This window comes from Novosphingobium sp. BL-S-32, assembly GCF_056857055.1.
Window position 1 is genome coordinate 686,420 of sequence record NZ_CM166477.1, and the last position, 20,348, is coordinate 706,767.

Here is a 20,348-nt window from a genome sequence, read left to right on the forward strand (position 1 = left end):
GATGCTGTCCAGCAGAAAGCCCGCAATCCTAGCCATAATCGGGACCGTCGTGTCGCTGTCAGGCAGACATACAAGATCCGCCACTCGGCCGCTTTGGCCAAGTGGCGGACGCTTGCCAGCTAGGCGAACAGCTCAACGACCAAATTGCGTGCGCATCGTGATGCGCAGCGTAGAGCCACAGCAGACCGAGTGGAACGAATCCGCTGTAACGCAATATCAGATAGGGATTTCCTTTAACACGCTGTTATTAATTATATTTTATCACAGGAAGGCCCAGTTTCTTGCGCAGCTCGGGCTTCAACGCCAGTACATAGAAGCCGCTTGAGGCACATGCGAACCAGATGTGTCCGGTCTGCGGAACATACCGTACGTGGGACATGCACGGGTCGCCCGGCTTGAAATAGGCGACTTCCCTCGGCTCGGCGGGATTGCGCAAATCAGCGATGCGCAATCCGGCGAATGTGAATGAAAACAGACCGAGCCGCGTGTTGGTCGCACTGTCGACATCCTGGAAATGGCTTGCCGCATCGGCGGGCCTTGGAGGCACGCCCGGAGCGGGTGCAGCTTCGCTCGGGCAGTTTTCCTTCCGGTTCATTGCAAGGCGGAATTCGCCGACGATGTGCGGTCTCTTCTCATCTGCGATGGAATTGATGCGCGGCCAGGCTCCCGGGCAGGCGCCCAGTTCATTCGCGCTTACCAGATAGGGCTTGCCGCCGATCGTTGCGCGAACAGGGCTATGCCAGCCGGCATGAAGCACGGTGCCGATCAACCGCAGCTTCGGATCGGGTTTGTGATCCACGAAATCGCTGTTGTCGAGGACGTAGATCCCGCCGGCGTCATTCCCGCCATTGAGGAAGGCCATGGGCGACTTGGCTTTCACGATGTCGGGCACCAGATCGCCGCCTTGCGATGTCGTAGTACCGGGATAGAGACGCCGTCCATCGGCGCTGAAGGCCAGGCCGTGCGGTGCAAATTCAAAGCTGGTGCCGTCCTGGCGCGTTACCTCGAACTTTCCGATGAAACGCGGTTTGGATAGATCCGAGATATCCATGATCTCGACGCCGCCGGTACCGGTGAACGGATTGAGGACAGTTCCGTAGACATAGCGGCCGTCCGGCGACAGGGTGAGCATGTGCACGGGTTCGGGCCATTTCGTCTCCGACAGGAGGCGGGGGTTGGCGCAATCGGAAATATCATGAAGGGCGAGCCAGCCCTCCTTGGGCCCATTGATCCCTGCGACGCCGCCGTAGTTGCTTGCCGCAAGCACGGCGCGCCCCTTAAGCGTCACAGCGTCCGTGGTTTCGGTCGCATCGATCGATCCTTTGTCCTGCAGGTAGCGCACCAGCCTGGGCGCGGCGGGATTGGCTACGTCGATGACAGCGATACCGGATGTGGAATCGTGCGGCAGGAATTTGAGAACGCCGGATGGCTCCAGAATCCCGCCACTCGATATATAGGCGCATCGTCCTGACCAGGTCATGTTGAGATTGCCGATCCGGTTGTCGAGCGAATTGTGACCGATGACGTTCACGCCCATGGAATAGGGCTGCGGCAGGATCTTGGCTTCTCCAGCAAGGAGTTCGCCCTGCTTGCCTCTCTCAAGGTTGTCGGGTGTGCTAACCATCGGAACACTTGATGCCGCATATAGATGCCCGCCAAGAGCCAGCAGCGATACTGCTAATATCAGTCTTTTAATCATTTCCGCTCCCTGAAGTACTATTGTTTTAGAAACCGCGACTCGATCGCCTGCTCCGCTCAGGTTGTTAAATCAGTCTTCTCCCGCCGCGAGCGGCTGCGAGCTTTTCAGTCTGCAAAGACCGGCGGCATCCCGTCAGATGGTTGGAGTACGAGGCACGAGGGGTGATCCTGCGTATGCAGGATTTCGACGTCGTTTGCTGCCATCTGCGTAGCTGTCGCGAGAGGTTCGTCCGTGCCACAGTTGCGCGCATAGCGCGGGAAACAGGCGCTGGTGACGTAGATCCGTAAGCGGGCGCCTGCAGGTAATACCAATCTGCATTGATTAGAACTGACGGGCCCATTTGCGGCGGCCGATGGTCATGATGCGCCAAGGCTGGTCGACCAATTTGTTCCAAGCCTCGCAGCAGTGATCGACGATGTTGTCGTGGGATGTGAACACGCGATTGGAGAGCCAATTATCGCGCATGAATTGCCAAACGTTCTCGACTGGATTTAGCTCAGGACACTTGGCCGGTAGCGCGACGATGCTGATGTTGGCGGGAATCTCCAGCTTGTCGGTCATGTGCCATCCGGCTTGGTCCATCAGCACCACAGCGTGGCTGCCCGGCGCGACGGCGAGCGCGATCTCTGCCAGATGAAGGGACATTGTCTGGGTGTTGCAGAAAGGCAGGATCAGCCCAGCTCCTTTGCCGTGTTCAGGGCAGATGGCTCCGAAGATATAGGCCGATTTAGTGCGCTGATCCTTGGGCGCTGACGGTCGCGTTCCCCGCCTGGCCCAGCGCCGGGTGATGGTGTTCTTCTGGCCGACGCGGGCCTCGTCTTGGAACCAAATCTCTATAGCGGTGCCCTTCGGGAGGCTTGTCCGGACCTCTGCCACTGCGGCAGCAAAGCCCCTTTTTTGAACGCTTCCATGGCGAGTTCGTTCTGCGCGTGATGGCGTGGTCGCGCTGTCAGCTTCACATAGCCCAGTTTCTTCAACTCGCGGCTCACCGTCGTCTCATCGAGCGACACCGCGAACTCTTCGTGAAGCCATTGAACCAAGTCGATCAACCGCCACCGCACTACGCCATGGATCGCCGGTATCGGCCCGCGCTCGACCACTTCGACAAGCGCCCGACGCTGTTCGTCATCAAGGATCGAGCGCTTGCCCGGGGCCTTGCCGTCCAGCAGTCCGTCCGGCCCCTGGGCATTGAACCGGATCACCCAATCGCGCACGATCTGCAGAGTGACGCCGCCGATACGCGCTGCATCGCTACGGCTGCCTCCATCGTATATCTGTGCAAGCGCCAGCAAGCGCCGGGCCTGCGGCGCGCTCTTCGACAACCGCGCCAGACGCCGAAGCGCCGCCCCGTCGAAATCATTCCGTAACGCAATTGCCTGACCCATCTGCCTGTCCTTTCAATGCAGGACCTCATTGATTCAGACTTTTAGCGATTTGGGAATCCCAAACGTGAGTCAGGTTCAGCGCAGGCTGGTATAACAACCATGCGGTCGGCCAGCACCGAACGGTGACCTTGCGCACGCCATCTGCGTCCGCGGGTGAATCATGTTCGTCCAGGCGAACGTAACCGTCGCAGATATGGATGGCCGAACCGTTTTCGTGCACTTGGCAAAATGCGACGTAGAAGTCCGCCCAAGGGCTGCTCGTGCGGCCATAAAGTTCGGCGTCCACCGCGCCGATGATCTCGAAATCCTTCCGGAGCGACGGCGAGGTGAATTTCGCCCGGTCACTGCGCGTGTCATAAGCGGATAAGTCGCGCGATTTTGCCGGGACCGTGACGGGACCGTAGAGCGAAGGCGTAGGATCGGAGGGGTCGTACCTGTAGTGCGTCGACCCCTCGTGCGCGTCAGCGGCATTGTGTGAAAGACCGCCGTCTGCATGAAGATGCATTCGAAGCGGCGCGCCTGAATGGGGTGGCCATTGCTCGTATTCCCGCCACTCGCCAGCGCCCTGGACGTAAAGCCTTACCGGTGCCCGCTCTAGCGGGATTGCGGATGTTCCTTGTGCAAGGCTGGTCAGGAATTCGATTGACTGGCGTTGCCCCTCGAACAATCCGGATGGCCCGCCGTGTTCCCAAGGGCCGATCGTGATCCAGGTTGGCAGGCCGGCGGATTGGCGTGCCGCAAAGTCGTCGAGTTGGTATGGCAGGAACAGATCCTGCCAACCGGCGACAAGCAGGACGGGCGCGTCGAGAAGTGTCACGCCGCTTGAGAAGTCCATCGCCTCCTACCAACGGTCATCGGGATCATGTACAACCCAGTCCTGCCACCAGCGGTTCGTCACCTGAAACGCGTTCTTGTCGATCGAACCCAGTGGCAGGTGCGAAAAGGCCGACGCGGCAAGCATCTTGCCGCCGAAGAAGGGGGACTTGCCCGCACTGATGCTGTCATGCATCTGCCTGGTCCAATTGAGTGCGGTGAAGAGTGCGAGCCCGCCTCCTTCACGCAGCGCTTGCGCAAAGTTAGAAGAGGTCACGGTGAGCGCCGCACCGTCCACGAGGTCGGGGCGTTCGCTTGCAAGGGCCCAGGCAACGAAGCCGAGGTAACTGCCACCAAAAAGGTAAAGCTTGCCCCCGAACCAGGGCTGGTCTCGAACCCAGAGCGCTGTGTCTACGCCGTCATCGCGTTCCTGTCGGCCCGGATCGAATTCTCCACCCGATCCGTCAGTGGCCCGAACACTCTGGACGACAACATTGAGCCCCCGTTCAGCGAGCAAGGCTGCCGAAAATCCGATAATGAAGCCGCGCCCGTAGGGGCTCCTCATGAGGACAGTCGCGCGGGCCTTCCCTTTGGCCGGAAAATAGCGGTCGGCAACCAGTGTCGTGCCATCGCGCATGGGGATCCCTAGCGCCTTCTCCCTTCGGATGGTGTTCGTTCTGGGAGGTAGCTTAAGCAGGCGGCCTGCGATGCCGCGCAGGACATATTGCACAATCATGCCAAGGTCTCGCGCGTGCGAACGCGACTGGCGTTCCAAAAGGGCGAAGCAACCATCCATCTACTCCCAAATGCAGCATCTTGCCTGCCGCAATTGACATACTGAACAGTTGGTAACTTTGCTCTGGATTTTTGCAAGCCTTCCTGTGTCAGGCTCTGGCCTCTTTGATCACAGCCGGAAGAGCGCGGTGCCGCCCTCGGTCCTTCCGATCAGTCGTCCGAGATCCTCTTTGCCCCCCGAGGATGGAAGCCGTGCGATGGCCTACAGTGTCTTGAGCGGTCTGTATTCCCTGAGTGCATCCCGCCAGCGCAGGCTGTTCCGGTTGACGAGGATGATCCCGCTCCCGTTCCGCACTCGTCTGTCATCAACCCTTGGCTTTCCAAGGCTCTTGGGGAAATACGGCGACAGACGTGCCATCTGCTCAGCTTTACGAATGACGCAACGCGGGCGCTCGTCCAAGGGGGCGCAGAACAAGCAGAAGCCAGCTGGCGGCAAAACGGCCTGTTCGCACACATGCGCAACTGCCCCAAGGCATCGGCCTGCTCTTAGCTGCCGTTTGGTTGGGAATGCCGCATCGATGCGGCATTCCAACTATCTCAGAGCTTGGGCGGTGGAACTCCAGCAGGGCAGCGCGCTGGATCGAACCCCAAATTTTGCCGCAGTGATCAGGTGGCCGACAAACAGGTCAGGTTCTTACTTCCGCTCAGCCAGTTTCCGTGCATACAGCGCCGCCCCATATCCTGGCGCGAACCGAGGCTCGCTAGGTGAAAACCCCCGTTCGCGGACGATACGCAAAAACTCGTCCCGGACCCGGGCTTCCCGGCTCAGCACACCGCCCGACCACGAAAGCGGAACAGCCTCGCCTTCGGGGAATCGCAGTTCCGTGCGAAGCGCCGTCGCCATGTCGGCCAGTTCCCGTGCCGCCTTGTCGAGGATAGCCTGCGCCGCATGGTCGCCGGCAGCAGCCGCCTCGGAGACCAGCCCCGCAAGACCGGCGATTTCACTGCGACCCATCCCTTCGGGTCCCATGATCCGCCCGCAAAGGTCCAAGTCGTCTTCAAGCGAGAGCGCCGCGACGATCCTCTCGTGCAGCGAACCGCGAGGGGTGCGCCCGTCGCTCATGCGGGTGAACAGCGAAAGACCCTGAATGGCGATCCAGTAGGCCGATCCCTCGTCGCTGAATACTTCGCCCCAACCGCCGACCCGGGCCGTTCGGCCCTGACGCTCGCCATATCCGATCGAGCCGGTTCCGGCGACGATGTTGATACCGTCCTCGCCGCCGAACGAACCGGCCCAGCCGCAGATCATGTCGTTGCCGACCACATAGCGGCTATGACCGAGCACCTCTCCGCATGCCGCATGAAGGCGCGGGTCGACGGCGCGATCCTCGCCATAGGCTGGCAGGCCGAAGAAGGCATGGCCGATGGCCTCGCGCGGCGTGCCGATCGCTGTGCAGACCTGCGAGAGGCCGGATTCCAAGCGCCGCACGACTTCGTCGAAGCCGACCTGCAGATGATAGGTCGTCCCCGTCAATGCAGTGGCAAGGACCTGCCCTGCTGCATCGATGCAAACGAACTCGGTCTTGGTCCCACCGCCGTCGACGCCAAGGAAAAGGCTCTGGCTCATGCGGGCTGCGCGTGAATCCGCACGCCCTGCACCACGCGATTGACGGTGCCGCTGGCGTTCGGGCGATCCGGCGTCAGTCCCAGCTCCAGCGAAACTGCCAGCCCGAACAATTGTGCGGGAACGATGAACGGGAACAGCAAATCCGCGTCCGCTGCCCGGGACAGACCGGGCACTGCGACCTCGGCGTTGTCGTCCGGATTGGCGGAGACCACCATGACTGCACCGCTGCGGCCATCCGCGCGCAGTTCGGCGATGATGTCGAGATCGTAGAGGCGTGTAAGCGGGTGGTTCGAGACGAAGACCACCACCAGCGTCTGCGCATCGATGATCGTCTTCGGGCCGTGTCGGAAGCCGAGCGCGGTGTCGAACGCGGTCACCACTGCGCCGTCGCTCAATTCCATCAGCTTCAGTGCGGCCTCGCGCGCCAGCCCCTTGAACGGTCCGCTGCCGAGATAGACCACACGGCGGAAACCGCGCGCGGCCAGGTCCGTGACCACCGGCAGGCTCCGGGCGTGCGTTTCGGCCACGGCGGATGCGATGGCATCGATACGGTCGTCGAGGATATCGATACCACTCAGGATCGAAAGCGCAGCGAACATCATCGCGCTGAAGCTCGACGTCATCGCGAAACCGCGATCGTGCGTCGCCTCGGGCAGCACGACGACGTGCATGTTGCTTCCAACGCGGCGCGCCAGTTCACCTTCGGCGTTGCAAGTGATGACGAGGTGGTAGGCATCATCGACATGCGCGTCGACCAGATCGGCAGCGGCCACGCTTTCCGGGCTGCTGCCCGAACGGCCGAACGAGACTAGCAGCGTTGGCTCGTGGCGGCGCAGGTACAGCGCGGGCGAACTGACGATGTCGGTCGTCGCGATCGCTTCCACCGATCGGCCCAGAAGGCCGGAGAGCCACGGCGCGAGGCACTCGCCAATGAAGGCCGAGGTGCCCGCACCGGTCAGCACGATCCTGACACCGAATTTGGCGAGGAGCGGCGCAACGAAGGCCTCGATTGCGGCTTTTTCGGCGTTCAGGATCGCCTGCGTGGCGCGCAGCGTTTCCGGCTGCTGCGCGATTTCGCGGCGAGTCCAGGGTTCGGCGTCGTGACCCGGCATTTCGGGAGCCAGCGGTGCGTCAGGCATTGGGGTGACAAGCTCCATGATAGGCATCGAGAGTGGCGGCTATGTGCGCCAGAACAAGATCGGCTGGGTCGAGTGTGGCGTCGCCGCTGCGCACGGCTGCGTAAGCGAGTGGCAGGTGTTGACTGACCAAGGGCAGGGAAGGCGGCGTAGCGCGCAAGTTGGCGAACAGCTGTTCTTGCGCGGCAAGGATCTCTTCGTCCGGCCAGTAGTAGCGAATGCGGTCCGAGAGGCTGTACTGCAATTGCAGGTTCAGCGCCGCGCCTTCTGCATGGTAATACTTGCGCCAGTTGCCGGGCTCTGCATGCATGCGATCGAGCGCGACTTCGCGCAAGGCGGCGCGGCCGGACGCGGGGATTGTTTCCGTCTCGATGGCATCGAGCGCCCAGAGCGCTTCACGCAGCGCGAAGGTCACGCCGGGTCCGACCTTGAGCACCGCGAAATGATCGCGCACCAGCGCCGAGAGCGCATCGGCGGTCTGATAATCGGTTGAGTGCGCCTCGTAGACGAGCCCGGCAATCGGCTCGATCGCGCGGCTGAGGTTGGCGGCGCGCTCGGGGCGATAGTCGACCACCTTGTCGTGATCGAATTCGACCCCGGGCTGGACGACGGTGGCGATCACGCGGTCCCACGCGGCGGACAGACCAGCTTCCGCGAACAGGTCGCGGTGCATCGCGACGGTGGCAATGGCGTCTGCCGGATCGGTGACGGCCAGTTCCTCAAGATCCTCGGCAGCGCCGCCCGGGACGGGAACTTCGGTGCCGATGACATAGACCGGCGCGTCGTCCGCCCCGTTCTCGCTGCCGGACTGGAAGGCGTCTTCCGCCGCGCGGCACAGACGTGCGGCGCGCTCGGCGATAGTGCGCTCGGGCAGCGGCACGGGATCGTCCGCGCAGCTCATCGAGCAGTCGAGATGGATCTTGCCGAACCCGGCACGGACGTAAGCCGCAACCATGACCTCGGCACGCTCCATGGCCTCGGCAGCGGGAAGCGCAGTCCAGGGATTGGGGCCGAGGTGGTCGCCGCCCAGTGCCAGACGATCAAGCGGGAAACCCACGCGTCGGGCAATTTCGCGCACGAAGTCGCGGTAATCGGCGGGGGTCATTCCGGTGTAGCCACCTTCCTGGTTCACCTGGTTACAGGTCGCCTCGACAAGGAGAACTTCCTGACCGGTTCCCAGAGCGTGGCGGAGCGCCGCCTCGATCGCCAGCGGATGCGCGCAACATACCGAAGTCACGCCGATGCGTTCGCCCGCCTTGTGCCGCAGCACGATATCTCGAATCGCTTTCACATCGCTTCCTTTCGCAATCACGGCTAGCGTAGCGAAATCTAAAACGCAACTAATCGAAACTAATCGAAACCATCATTCCGCAGGAATGGCGTCTTCGGCTTCAGCGTCGGGTTCGATGGCGAGAAGCAGAGAGGCGAGCAGCGCGAGGCCGATGCCCAGGCTCTTGAGCGGGCCGGGCATGACGCCCAGCACCGCGAGCGACAGCAGTGCAGTCGCCAGCGGCGCCCCCGCATTCGAGAGCGGCGCGACGATAATCGCCTTGCCGTAGCGGAAGGCGAAAACCAGCGTGAGCGCTCCGACTGCATTGAGGACCTGAATCACGGCGGCCAGACCCGGGCCGTCCCAGCCCCAGTTCACCGGGTGCGTGAAGTCGGTCATCGCCCAGGCTGCGGGCATGAGCACGAGGGCGGAGATCGTCATGTAGACGAAGATGCTTTCTGCCGACATCACGTTGTTGGCGGCCTTCATGAAGTAGGCCTGCACGCCCCAGCACAGCATCACTACCATCGCCGGGATCAGCCAGGCAGCAGAAGCGGCGCCGCTGCCGCCGGGCGCGAAGTCGAACGTGGGCAGGGCCAGCAGGGCCAGCACGATGCCCAGCGCGCCCAGCTTGCCGGTCCTCTCGCGCATCAGCACGAAGGACAGCGCGATGGTCACCACCGGAGAGAGCGAGATGATCGGGAAGATCAGATAGGCCGGCCCGCGCGCGACGGCGTAGAACAGCACCATCTGTCCGCCGGCCCCCAGCAGGCCCACCGCAAGCCCATAGGCAATGGCGCGCGGCGTAACGTCCAGCGCCCAGCGTACCTGCGCCAAAACTACCAGAGCGGGCGGGATCATCGTCAGCGCCCAGACGCAATAGACCAGCGTTTCGGGAAACCCGTGCTGGGGAGACAGGCCGGAGAAGGCCCCCCAGATACCCCAGAGCACCACGGTGACGAGGGCGTTGACCAGCCAGGCCCGGTTCGACGGTGCGGTAAGAGTGTTCATGCCTTGGCTTCCTTGGCCGGAGTGGCGCGGACGAGCAGGAACCGCTCGAACTTTGCGGCGATCGTGTTCTGTTTTGCCGTGGCACTGCCCAGCGGCTGCCCCGTGAAGCCGTCGGTCAGGCTGTATCGTCCCGATTCCAGCCCGCGCAGGCTTATCGGCCCGTCCCACTTTTCGGCATAGAAGGCGTAGTGCAGTTCACCGTTCTTCGCGATCGCATGGGCCTCGGGCTTGTCGAAGCCGATGTCGTACAGCCCGCCAAGGTAGGTGCCCTTGGCCAGCATGTTTTCACGGTAGAGGTCGATCCACTTGCGCCAGAGTTTTTCCTTCTCGGCCGTAAGCTTGAACCCGCCGGGTGGCAGAGGCTCGGACGGTGTGGGCGTGTCCTCCGGCCAGGTGAACTTGGTCGAGGGGATAGCGCCGATGCCGTAGGTCGATGCGAAATCGTTGCCTGTCTCGGTCAGTTCGACATGGTCGCCCGAATAGGGTGCGGATGGCCCCATCAGCGCCTTGAAGGTCTTGCCCTTCGATCGCACCTGCCAGGAAGAGGTTGGATCCGAGGCGGGCGTGTTGTTCATCGCCGGGATGTTGTGGAAGGCAAAGCTGTCCCCGCAGGGGCAGATCTCGACGACCGCCTGCGGGTTGATTGCCATGACCTCGTCGTAGATCGCCTTCCAGAAATCCTGCAGCTTCTCGTACGATTCCTCGGGCCGCGTGTGGTTGTGGGCCGGGTTGTGGCAGGGCGCGACGCCGTTGAGGTGCTGGCCGTCGAGCTTGAGACCCTCAAAGCCCCATTCGCCGATGATCGTGCGGACGACACCGCGGAAATAATCGATCGTGGGCTGGTAGGCCGGACACAGCGTAAAGGCGTTCCACCAGGTCACGTTCTGCGCGGCGCCGTCGCGGTCAAGCAGCAGCATGTCGGAATGGTCGCGCAGCAGCGGGGTGCCGGGATCGGCCGCCAGCGGCGCCAGCCAGAGGCGGGGGCGCATACCGTCGGCCTTGATGCGACCGGCGAAGGCCTTCATGTCGGCGTCGCCGCGCGGGAAGCGGGTGCGATCGACGCGCCAGTCGCCATCCGCGACCTGCCAGCCGTCGTCGATCACCGCCCATTCGAAGCCGATTTCCTTCGCTTTGGGCAGCGCGCCGTAGATCTGTTCGGGGGTGAATTTGCGCTCATAGCCCCAGGCGCACCAGATCGGGCCGTAGCTCGATTCCGGGATCGCCGGTGCCTTCAGGCCGCGATCGGCCATCAGCTGGCGATAGGCGTCGAGCGGGCGGAAATGGTCGCCTTCATGCGCCATCACGAAAGCGCTCGGCAGTGCCAGCGAGGCGCCGGGGGACAGGACCTCACGTGCGTCACCGGTCATGCCGATGCGCGTGCCGCCGGGCTGCGCCGAAACGGGCAGCGCGACGAGGCGGGGCACCGTTTCGAGATGTCCCACCGCCAGCCCGACATCACGCCGCCAAGCAACCGCGACCGGCGTCCCGCCGCCATAGTCGGAGCCATTCATGCCCATGAAGTTGCGCTGTTCGAAGCCGGGGCCGACTTTCTGCACCCAGTCGCGGCGATCGGGATAGGATGCGCCCGCAAAGCTCCAGGCGCCATCGGGGTGATTGTGCAGATCGTGCATGGCCAGACGCCAGGCGGACAAGGGCAGCGGCTCGTCGCCGGTGTTGCGGTAGCGCACGTCATAGATCGCAAGGCCGGGGAAGCGATCGAGGAACGTGATCGCGATCTCCTGCTCCAGCGTACCGCCCGCCGTGGCGCGCAGGACGTGGCGGCGGCCTCCTGGCACAGCGGCCTCGTTTTGATCGAGCCGCACGAAGCGGTCGAAAGCGGCGCCTTCCAGCGAGAAAAGCGCATCAGCGGCCGCCCAGGGCGCAATCTCACGGTCACGAAAGAGCAGGCGCGAACGCATGGCCGCGTCGAACTCGATGGTCAGGGTGCCATCGGTCAGCTTCACGGTGGAGGCAGTCGCCGCCCAGACTTGCCCCGACAGCATCGGCCCGCTCGCGGCGGCAAACGTGGCGCCGGTCATCAGCCGGGCAAGGGCCGCGCGGCGGGTAACGGGGCTCAACTGCATATCCTCTCTCTCCTGATGGTGCGCACGTCCGGTTCGAGCCGGAACCGCCCCTCGAGAAAAAGCTTGCACCAGCGCAACCCCGCATGCAAACCAAAAACGCAATTTATGAATGCGTTTTCTTTCGTTTTCGTGTGAAAAGGGCTCAATCTTGCATAAAATGGTCAAATGGGCGCTTCTTGCAGGCATAGCGCTGGCAAGCGAAGGCGCCGCATCTGCTGCAGCCGAACGGCATTACAGCGAGGCCGACTTCGCGCGGGTCGCCAAGTTCGATGCGCATGTCCACGCCAACGTCGACGATCCGCGCTTCATCGACCTCGCGCGCCGCGATGGTTTCGAGGTGTTGTCGATCAATGTCGACTATCCCGATTTCCCGCCGCTGCTTCTGCAGGCTTCGATTTCCGGGGCGATGCGCAAGGAAGATCCGAAGGTTTTCCATTTCGCCACGACATTTCCGATGGAGGGCTTCGGAACGCCGGGTTGGACCGGGCGCACCAATGCCCTGATCGATGCGGCCGTGGCGCGCGGGGCCTTGGCGGTGAAGGTCTGGAAGAACATCGGCATGGTTGCCCGGGATGCCGATGGCAAGCGGGTATTCCTGGACGATCCGCGCTTCGATGGGGTCATCGCGCATCTGGAAGAGCGCGGAATTCCGCTGATCGCGCATCAGGCTGAGCCCAAGAACTGCTGGCTTCCGCTCGATCAGATGACCACCGACAACGACCGCAGCTACTTCCGTGAGCACCCCGAGTACTACATGTACCTCCATCCCGAGGAGCCGAGCTACGAGGCGCTGATGGCGGCGCGTGACCGGTTCGTGACGCGGCATCCGAAGCTGGCGTTCGACGGGGCGCACATGGCCAGTCTGGAATGGAGCATCGATGAACTGGCGCGCTTCTTCGATGCCCATCCCAAGGCAGTGGTGGATCTGGCCGCGCGGCTGTCCAATCTTCAGGTCCAGTCCAACGCCGATGTCGCCAAAGTCCGCGCCTTTTTCATCAAGTACCAGGACCGCATCCTCTATGGAACGGACCTGACCGACAGCCCGCCAGACCCGGCGGCGCGCGCCCAGAATCCGCCCGCAACCGATGATTTTCCGGGCGAGGCGGACAAAGTTTGGCGGGCCGACTGGCGCTATCTGGCAACGCCGCTCAGCCAGCGTGTCGATGCGATCAACGCTGATGCGGTGGGTCTCAATCTGCCCAGCGACGTGATCGACAAGATCTACTGGAAGAACGCCAGAAAGTTCTTCCAGATCAAGGCATAACGGCCGCAGACAGTGATGCCGCCCCGTCATTGCGAGGGGGCGGCGTTGAAGGCACCTAAGCGTACCCTAACGCTACCTGAAGTGCACCAAAGCCGTCAGGCGCGGTGGAGGCGGAAGCCCAGTCGGTCGGCGGCAGACTGAACCGCGTCTTCCTCGGTTGCATCGGTGACGAGATCGTCGATCTCCTCCACATTGAGGATGCGGTGCAGGCAGACCTTGCCGAATTTAGAACGGTCGGTCACTGCGATGACCTGTTGCGCCGCTTTCGCCATCTTTCGGTTCAGCATCGCTTCGGGTTCGTAATGCGTGGTGATGCCGCGCTCGAAATCGAAACCGTCGACGCCGAGGAACAGCTTGTCCACGTGCAGATCGCTGAGCGCGCTTTCGGTCTGCGCCCCGTAGAAGGCGCGGTTGCGCCGCCGCAGGGCGCCGCCCAGCATGACCACGCGGATATTCTCCTTGCGGGCCAGTGCGCAGAGGATGTCGAGATCGTTGGTGAGGACGGTGATTTCCTCGTCATCCGGCAGATGATGCGCGATTTGCAGCGTGGTTGTGCCGGAATCGAGCACCACTGAATCCCCCGGCCTGACCATAGCCGCCGCCAACGCGCCAATGCGCGCCTTGGCGTCCGGATTGGCCGCCCGCTTGGTTTCCAGCGGCGGCTCGGCAACGACGTTGACGGCGTCGGCCGAGATGGCGCCGCCGTAAGAGCGTTCGGCCACGCCCTTCTTCGCAAGGAAATGAAGGTCCTTGCGAATCGTCTGCATCGAAACGCCATAGCGTTCGGACAGGTCGGTGACCTGCACACTGCCGCGCTCACGCACGAGTGTGCTGATTTCCTGCCGTCTGCGGCTCGTGTCCCGGGTGATGACCATCAGATTCTCCTGCGAAGCACTGCATTATCAGCGCCGACGCGCTGCGACAAACATTAAGCGATGTTTCGTTTCGTTTCTGTTTGACAGATATCCGACATCCAAGTTACCAAAACGAAATATAGTACGCCATGGCGACGGGAATCACGCGAAATCCCGCAACGGACTACGGCGACGTGACAAGGGGTATGGAAACATGACGGGACGTATCACCTGGCGCCACGCAGCGCTTGCCGGGGCCAGCACCATGGCGCTGCTCGCCGCTTCTCAGGCCCAGGCCGCGCAGGATAACGGCCCGAATGCCGCCACCGCCCCCGCCTCCGCCGATGCCGTTGCCGCCGATACGACGGTTTCCGCCGACAGCGCGCAGACCGCCGCCGACGCCGCCACTGCCGAGGCCATCGTCGTCCGCGGCGTGCGCGGCAGCCTGCTCCGCTCGATCCAGGCCAAGCGCAGCGCCGACACTATCGTCGACGCGATCTCTTCCGAAGAACTGGGCAAGTTTCCCAATCGCAACGTTGCCGAGGCGCTTGCCAACATCCCCGGCGTCACCGTCGGCCGCGACGGGCGCGGCGAGGGCCGCTCGATCACCATTCGCGGCCTTGGCGAGAATTTCGCGATCACCACCCTCAACGGTCGAATCCTCCCGACCGACGGGCCGGACCGCTCTTTTGCCTTTGACGTTCTTCCCTCCGAGATCATCTCGGGCGCCGAAGTGCAGAAGGCGGTCCGCGCGTCCGAACTGGAAGGCAGCATCGGCGGCAATGTCGATCTGCGCACCGCGCGCCCGCTCGATCGTCCCGGCCTCCACGCCTCGGGCGCGGTTGAGGGCCAGTACAACGATCTGGCGGACAAGGGGGGCTACAAGGTCAGCGGCGTCGTCAGCACCACGTTCGCCGACGACACGATGGGCCTGATGCTGGGCGTTAGCTATAACAAGTACAAGTTCCGGACCGACAATCTGGGCGAATACTCGCTGGCGGACGGCACCGAGGCGGCATACGGCATCGATTTCAATCGCGACGGCCGCGTCGATCCCGATGAGAACGGCCCCGCCTACATTTGGCCGGACTACTACAGCGTCGGCACCGTGGTGGGCCAGCGCGAGCGCATCGGCTCGGCCGGATCGTTCCAGTGGAAGCCGTCAAGCGCGTTCGAACTGACCATCGACGGTCTCTACAGCCGTTTCGACGTCAAGCAGCATAACTATCGCTCGTCGAACTACCTCAACCCGCTGGGCGACGATGGTTCGCCGCGCTGGGATCCGGATTCGATCAGTGTCGATGCCAACCACGTCGTCACCGGCTTCTCCATCAACGACTATACTGCCGAAGTTCTCACCACCGACGAACCGCGCAAGAGCCAGACCTGGCAGATCGGTGGCCACATCGACTGGAAGGCGAGTGACCGCCTGAAATTCGGCTTCGATGGCTACGTCGGTGAGGCGCGCGACAATACCGGCGGCCAGAACCGCTTCGTGGTGGCGGGCATCACCGGTGCCTCGGCCGATTTCGCGACGCGAAATGGCGGATTGCCGGATCTCGACATCACCATCCCCGGCGGGCGTACGCTGGACGAGGCTACGAACGACGATTTCCGGGCCCACTATATCGGTATTCAGGGCCAGAACATCTCCGACCGCACGCAGGGTCTGAAGGGCGACGGCACCTATGACGTCGACAACGGCGTGTTCAAGTCGATCCAGTTCGGCGTCGCCTATACCAATCGCAAGAAGACCGTCGCCACGATCGACAACCAGTATACCAGCTCGTGCAACTTCTGCGGCTACCCCTTCACATTCGGGCAACTGGGCGCGGACGTCGTGCAGCCGGGCAGTGGCTCGATCCTTGGCAAGCTTGAGGGCGATTTCCCGCGCAATTTCCCGCGCTTCGATATCGACACCTACCTCTCGGCGCTGTCCCGTGCCGAGAACAACCCGGCGATCCTCAATCCCAACAGCTGCCTTGACGATACCGGCGCGACCATCCCGGGCTGCACGCTTTCCCAATATCCTTCGGGTTATTCGACGCAGGTCATCGAGGAAGACCTGCCCGCCTCTTATCGCATCAAGGAGCGGACCTGGGCGGGCTACGTGATGTTCAACCTTGAGGGTGATCGCTGGCGCGCCGACATCGGCGCGCGTCTGGTGGCCACCAAGGTGTCCTCGGTCGGCTACGGTGCCAGCATCGCCAGCATCATCCCGCGCGCCGGTACGCAGGACAATGCAGTGACGTTCAATCCGGTCGAGCCGATCGAGGGCGGCGGCGACTATATGCGCCTGCTGCCGGCGGCGAACTTCTCCTATGATCTGGCCGATGGGCTGCGTCTGCGCCTTGCCGCCTCGCAGGCGATCTCGCGCCCCAGCTTCGGAGAGCTCTCGCCGGCCAAGGACGCCACTTCGGCGCAGTCCGGCACTTACATCATCTATGATGCCGGCAACCCGAACCTCAAGCCGACCGAGGCCAACCAGCTCGACATCAGCCTGGAATATTATCCGACCAACCGTCTCGCACTCACGGCGGCGGCCTTCTACAAGCATATCACCAACTTCGTCTCGACAGTGCCGGTGGATGTGCAGATCACGCCGACCAACCAGCCCGCCAACCAGCCGCAGGGCTACTCGTTCGTCGAATATCAAGTGATGAACGGCGACAGTGCGAACGTCTACGGCCTCGAAGTGGGGGGGCAATACTTCCTGGATAACGGGTTCGGTCTTCAGGCGAACCTCACCTACAATCGCTCGCGCGCGAAGACCGGCGGCATTACCACCGATCTTCCGGGTGCGATTCCCTTCTCCGCCAATGCCAAGCTGTTCTACGAGAACCACGGCATCAGCGCGCAGGTTTCGTATAGCTATCAGTCGCGCTTCACGTATGCTCAGGCGGGCAGCCTTGCCTACCTGCCCGTGAAGGAAGAGCCGTATCACGAGATGTCGGCAAGCCTGTCTTACGACCTGACCGATAATTTCTCGGTCTACGTTCAGGGCTCGAACTTGCTGGGTTCGGCGATCAAGCGGTTCAACGATTATCGTAATCTGCCCAATTTCTACGAATATTCGGGTCGTTCGTTCTTCTTCGGGGTCCGCGCTCGTCTCTGACGGGGTAAAGGGACCGATCATTTTGGTCGCATGCTGCATCTCGCCCTCGGTTCGGGGGCGGGATGCAGCTTTGTAAGATTTAATCCATGACTGACTTGGCAGCATGAGTCAGCATGAGCCAACATTGGGGCATTGAGGGCTTCACTGGAGGAGCGCACCAGTGCTTGGGAGGCAGTTTACGGCCTAGACGACGCCGGGGAAGATGGCCGGGGTCAACGAATGAATTGGCCAGTCAAGGTTTGATGATGACGTCATCCTCACCAAGCCGAAAGCCCATTTCCACCCGCTTGACGGTCCCCATCCGCAGCAAAACACAATCCGCCTTGTTTTGCCCAGCTTCAGGCAGCCGCGGCTCTTCATTTCGCCGCAGCCGGTAGCTATCGCAGTGCCGGAGGGGGCGTTCAACAATGGATTCGATCAAAAGCACGCTGTCGGATCGGCAGGCAGTCTGGGCTTTCATCCTCGGTTGTGTTGCCGTCACTCTCGGCGTCTGTGCCCACCTCCCCATGTTCGCGATGGCCCGTTCGATGCAATATCGTCTGGCGGGCATGCCGATGGACGGCATGATGCTGGGCGGAATGGCGCTGATCATCGTCGGGACAATGGTTGCCGCTTACGGCCTGCTCCCGCGTAATATCGGGGCGCAGCGCACCGCCGCATCCGAAATCGTGGTCGCGGCGCCCGAGGATGCGCCGCTCGGGCCTGCGCACTGGGGGCTGATGGCGGTGCTGGTCATCGCGCTGATCATCGACGTCATGAAGCCTGCTTCGCTCGGCTTTACCGTGCCTGGCATGATCAGCGAATATGGCGTTCCGAAGAGGACGGTCTCGCTGGTGCCCTTCTTCGCTCTGGCCGGTACCGTGACGGGATCGGTTTTGTGGGGATGGATTGCCGACGTCTATGGGCGCAAGGCTTCGATCCTTTTGTCGGCGGTCATGTTCGTCGGGACATCAATCTGCGGTGCCATGCCCAGCCTCGCGTGGAATATCGCGATGTGCTTCATGATGGGCGCAGCCGCGGGAGGCATGCTGCCGGTCACTTATGCACTGCTGGCCGAGATGATGCCGAGCCGGCACCGTGGTTGGAGTCTCGTTCTGGTTGGCGGATTGGGCGCGGTCGGCGGCTATTTCGCAGCGAGCGGCCTTTCTGCAATTCTGCAGCCGGTTTTCGGCTGGCGGATATTGTGGCTCGCCAACTTGCCGACCGGCCTCACTCTCGTGGTGCTTGGCGCGTTTATCCCCGAATCCGCCAAGTTTCTGCTCGCGCGCGGACGAGTCTCGGAGGCGGAGGCAGTGATGCGCCGTTTCGGTGCGCGGGCGACACGGGCGAGTTCGGGAAGGCTCGCAGAGGGGCGTACATCACACGCGCTGACCGGGATCGGCCTCTACGGCAAGCTGGCGGCGTTGAGCATTTGCGCGCTGTCCTGGGGCCTCATCAATTTTGGTTTGTTGCTCTGGCTACCTGCCGATCTGGTCGCAAAAGGTTACTCGGTGGGCATCTCGAGCCGCTTGCTGGCCGAAAGCGCGCTGATAGCCTTTCCCACCGTTTTCGTCGCTGCGCTGATGTACAGCCGATGGAGTACCAAATGGTCGCTCGCGACGATGATCGCGCTGACGCTCGCGGGACTGCTACTCGTGCTCCGCCTGGAACTGGCCGGTAGCGGCAGTCCGGTGCTTCCGGTTGCTTTGCTGATTGTTGGCACGAATGGCATTATCGCTATCGTTCTCCCCTATACGGCCGAGAGTTTTCCGCTGCGCGTTCGCGGTCGTGCAACGGGCTGGGTCGCGGCCTGTACCAAGGGGGGCGGGCTGCTGGCTCAGGGACTGACGATCAGCGGGATTGTCCTGTCCATGGGTCTGTCGTCAGCGCTGGTGATGCTGCCGACCACATTGGCGTTGGTACTGGTGGCGTGGTTCGGACGGGAAACCCGTGGCCGCGACCTGCGGGATCTGGATGCGGAGAATGGCCAGATCGGTCACTAGCAGCGAAACGAATGATCCCGCGAAGCACTGGCGGGATCGACAGCGGCTCATAATATTTTGGGCGAAGGCCTTGGGAACGCGGCCGCCACGTTGATTTGGCGCTGACTTTCGTCAAGATAAGTGAGATCCAACTTAAGGCGCTGGCTGCTTCACGGTCTGAAGCTGCGGGTGCTTGCGGTTGCCACGCAAATGCGGAACGTGAACAAGGGTTGTTGCAGTGCGAATAGCCTGTCCGTCTGGAAGCCCAAGGTAACTGTTAGATCATGGCAAAGAAGCCCGCCCCTAAACGCCGGCCACCTACTCTTCAAAACGTTGCGACCCTTGCAGGCGTATCGTTGATGACTGCCTCGCGTGTCGTGAACAGGAGCGCCTACGTCAGCGAAGCTGCAACCAGTGCGGTCGAGAAGGCGGTCCAGGAACTGGGGTACGTGCTGAACAGCACCGCGCAGTTGCTGGCTGGCGGGGGAACACGAACAATTGCCCTGGTGCACAGCGACAGCATGACTTCCGCATATCTCGGAGAACTCTTGCTGGGCGCCTTGGCGGAGGCTGCAGCGCGTCACATCCACCTGACCGTGGAGCAATATGTTCAGGGTCGTCCCTCGGCCCGGCTTGTCAACCAGATAGTCGACGGGCGCGCCGCTGGTGTAATCCTTCCTCCTCCGCTGTGCGATTGGCAGGAATTGGTCGAGGGTCTTTTGGCGGAAAATATTGCCGTCGTAGCCATCACCCCTGATCGGTACACGGACGGCGTGACGGCTGTCTCTGTCGATGACCGGCAGGCGTCCTACGAGATTACCAAACACCTCGTGGATATGGGCCATCGCAGGATCGGCTTCATTCAAGGTAATCTGCAACACCGCGGTAGTAGCCGGCGCCTGGAAGGATTTCTGCAAGGGCTGGGCGAAAATGGAATTCATCCTGGAGAGGAATTAATCGTTCCAGGAGACTTTTCCTATCGCTCCGGCCTCCTCGCCGCGGAACGCCTGCTGAACTTGCCGACGGTTCCCACAGCGATCCTGGCGTGCAACGACGACATGGCGGCAGCGGCGGTCACGATCGCGCACCAGCGAAAGATCGACGTCCCTGGCGAACTTTCGATTTGTGGCTTCGATGATGCGCCTCTGGCGAGCTCTATTTGGCCCGCACTCACAACGATCCGGCTTCCCGTGCGGGAAATGTCCACCAAGGCCATCAGAGCGTTGTGTCAGGAACTTGAGCAAGGCGGCAAAGCAAGCGAGTCCAATTCCAGGCACGTTAGCCTGCAACTCGATTACCGGCTCATCCGCAGGCAATCGGATGCGAGACCTCCAATGCGTTGAACTTGCGGCTGATCCATAGAAGCAAGGGCTTTCCTGTGCCTTTTGTGCGGA

The 20,348-nt window shown here is 62.3% G+C and carries 14 protein-coding genes and 1 pseudogene; 4 read left to right on the forward strand and 11 right to left on the reverse strand.

Translation table 11 applies throughout. The features are described 5' to 3' along the window. Window positions 1–247: 247 nt before the first annotated feature. The 10 genes and pseudogenes from AC1VVK_RS19825 to AC1VVK_RS19870 form a co-directional block, all read right to left on the reverse strand. The gene (locus AC1VVK_RS19825) at window positions 248–1,699 is read right to left on the reverse strand and encodes an LVIVD repeat-containing protein (RefSeq protein WP_482906468.1); all 1,452 of its coding nucleotides are present in this window, start codon (window positions 1,697–1,699) and stop codon (window positions 248–250) included. Between the two features lie 321 nt (window positions 1,700–2,020). Further along, window positions 2,021–3,084 (reverse strand): IS630 family transposase gene (locus tag AC1VVK_RS19830; protein WP_482906416.1). Its coding sequence is split into 2 segments (ribosomal slippage): window positions 2,021–2,590 and window positions 2,593–3,084, totalling 1,062 coding nucleotides; the frame shifts between segments, so codons are not numbered across the junction. 25 nt (window positions 3,085–3,109) lie between these two features. Further along, window positions 3,110–3,919 (reverse strand): CocE/NonD family hydrolase, encoded by an 810-nt coding sequence (locus AC1VVK_RS19835; RefSeq protein WP_482906469.1) that lies wholly within the window; start codon window positions 3,917–3,919, stop codon window positions 3,110–3,112. A gap of 6 nt (window positions 3,920–3,925) precedes the next feature. Beyond that, window positions 3,926–4,693, reverse strand: coding sequence for a CocE/NonD family hydrolase (locus tag AC1VVK_RS19840; protein WP_482906470.1), 768 nt, complete (start codon window positions 4,691–4,693; stop codon window positions 3,926–3,928). A gap of 204 nt (window positions 4,694–4,897) precedes the next feature. Beyond that, a pseudogene (locus AC1VVK_RS19845) lies at window positions 4,898–5,050 on the reverse strand (IS5/IS1182 family transposase); the annotation flags it as partial. Window positions 5,051–5,326: 276 nt separating this feature from the next. Then, complete coding sequence (locus AC1VVK_RS19850; RefSeq protein WP_482906471.1) at window positions 5,327–6,259, reverse strand: N-acetylglucosamine kinase; 933 nt, start codon at window positions 6,257–6,259, stop codon at window positions 5,327–5,329. Beyond that, entirely contained in the window at window positions 6,256–7,398 is a 1,143-nt protein-coding gene (locus AC1VVK_RS19855) for an SIS domain-containing protein (RefSeq protein ID WP_482906472.1), read from the reverse strand. Before AC1VVK_RS19855 ends, AC1VVK_RS19850 begins: the two co-directional genes overlap by 4 nt. Then, window positions 7,391–8,686, reverse strand: a complete 1,296-nt coding sequence (locus tag AC1VVK_RS19860; protein WP_482906473.1) for a D-tagatose-bisphosphate aldolase, class II, non-catalytic subunit — start codon at window positions 8,684–8,686, stop codon at window positions 7,391–7,393. The genes AC1VVK_RS19855 and AC1VVK_RS19860 overlap by 8 nt, the downstream gene beginning before the upstream one ends. Window positions 8,687–8,758: 72 nt before the next feature. Beyond that, entirely contained in the window at window positions 8,759–9,676 is a 918-nt protein-coding gene (locus AC1VVK_RS19865) for an EamA family transporter (RefSeq protein WP_482906474.1), read from the reverse strand. Beyond that, window positions 9,673–11,760 (reverse strand): glycoside hydrolase family 36 protein, encoded by a 2,088-nt coding sequence (locus AC1VVK_RS19870; protein ID WP_482906475.1) that lies wholly within the window; start codon window positions 11,758–11,760, stop codon window positions 9,673–9,675. Before AC1VVK_RS19870 ends, AC1VVK_RS19865 begins: the two co-directional genes overlap by 4 nt. Before the next feature lie 157 nt (window positions 11,761–11,917). Here AC1VVK_RS19870 and AC1VVK_RS19875 point away from each other — a divergent pair, with 157 nt between their 5' ends. Continuing rightward, window positions 11,918–13,024: an amidohydrolase family protein gene (locus tag AC1VVK_RS19875; protein ID WP_482906748.1), complete on the forward strand. Its 1,107-nt coding sequence runs from the start codon at window positions 11,918–11,920 to the stop codon at window positions 13,022–13,024. Window positions 13,025–13,119: 95 nt separating this feature from the next. On the opposite strand, the gene agaR is transcribed toward AC1VVK_RS19875, so the two are convergent. Further along, window positions 13,120–13,899 (reverse strand): transcriptional repressor AgaR, encoded by a 780-nt coding sequence (agaR, locus tag AC1VVK_RS19880; RefSeq protein WP_482906476.1) that lies wholly within the window; start codon window positions 13,897–13,899, stop codon window positions 13,120–13,122. 193 nt (window positions 13,900–14,092) lie between these two features. Between agaR and AC1VVK_RS19885 the strand changes: the two genes are divergently transcribed. The 3 genes from AC1VVK_RS19885 (at window position 14,093) to AC1VVK_RS19895 (ending at window position 20,297) form a co-directional block, all read left to right on the forward strand. Further along, window positions 14,093–16,993: a TonB-dependent receptor gene (locus AC1VVK_RS19885; RefSeq protein ID WP_165912272.1), complete on the forward strand. Its 2,901-nt coding sequence runs from the start codon at window positions 14,093–14,095 to the stop codon at window positions 16,991–16,993. Window positions 16,994–17,400: 407 nt separating this feature from the next. Next, the gene (locus tag AC1VVK_RS19890) at window positions 17,401–18,975 is read left to right on the forward strand and encodes an MFS transporter (RefSeq protein WP_482906477.1); all 1,575 of its coding nucleotides are present in this window, start codon (window positions 17,401–17,403) and stop codon (window positions 18,973–18,975) included. 338 nt (window positions 18,976–19,313) lie between these two features. Beyond that, window positions 19,314–20,297 (forward strand): LacI family DNA-binding transcriptional regulator, encoded by a 984-nt coding sequence (locus AC1VVK_RS19895; RefSeq protein WP_482906478.1) that lies wholly within the window; start codon window positions 19,314–19,316, stop codon window positions 20,295–20,297. Window positions 20,298–20,348 lie beyond the last annotated feature (51 nt).

Excerpts from the sequence above, each read along its gene's own strand:
- AC1VVK_RS19825 (WP_482906468.1), bottom strand. The coding sequence starts at position 1,699 with ATGATTAAAAGACTGATATTAGCAGTATCGCTGCTGGCTCTTGGCGGG.
- AC1VVK_RS19835 (WP_482906469.1), bottom strand. The coding sequence starts at position 3,919 with ATGGACTTCTCAAGCGGCGTGACACTTCTCGACGCGCCCGTCCTGCTT.
- AC1VVK_RS19840 (WP_482906470.1), bottom strand. The coding sequence starts at position 4,693 with ATGGATGGTTGCTTCGCCCTTTTGGAACGCCAGTCGCGTTCGCACGCG.
- AC1VVK_RS19850 (WP_482906471.1), bottom strand. The coding sequence starts at position 6,259 with ATGAGCCAGAGCCTTTTCCTTGGCGTCGACGGCGGTGGGACCAAGACC.
- AC1VVK_RS19855 (WP_482906472.1), bottom strand. The coding sequence starts at position 7,398 with ATGCCTGACGCACCGCTGGCTCCCGAAATGCCGGGTCACGACGCCGAA.
- AC1VVK_RS19865 (WP_482906474.1), bottom strand. The coding sequence starts at position 9,676 with ATGAACACTCTTACCGCACCGTCGAACCGGGCCTGGCTGGTCAACGCC.
- AC1VVK_RS19870 (WP_482906475.1), bottom strand. The coding sequence starts at position 11,760 with ATGCAGTTGAGCCCCGTTACCCGCCGCGCGGCCCTTGCCCGGCTGATG.
- AC1VVK_RS19875 (WP_482906748.1), top strand. The coding sequence starts at position 11,918 with ATGGTCAAATGGGCGCTTCTTGCAGGCATAGCGCTGGCAAGCGAAGGC.
- agaR (WP_482906476.1), bottom strand. The coding sequence starts at position 13,899 with ATGGTCATCACCCGGGACACGAGCCGCAGACGGCAGGAAATCAGCACA.
- AC1VVK_RS19885 (WP_165912272.1), top strand. The coding sequence starts at position 14,093 with ATGACGGGACGTATCACCTGGCGCCACGCAGCGCTTGCCGGGGCCAGC.
- AC1VVK_RS19890 (WP_482906477.1), top strand. The coding sequence starts at position 17,401 with ATGGATTCGATCAAAAGCACGCTGTCGGATCGGCAGGCAGTCTGGGCT.
- AC1VVK_RS19895 (WP_482906478.1), top strand. The coding sequence starts at position 19,314 with ATGACTGCCTCGCGTGTCGTGAACAGGAGCGCCTACGTCAGCGAAGCT.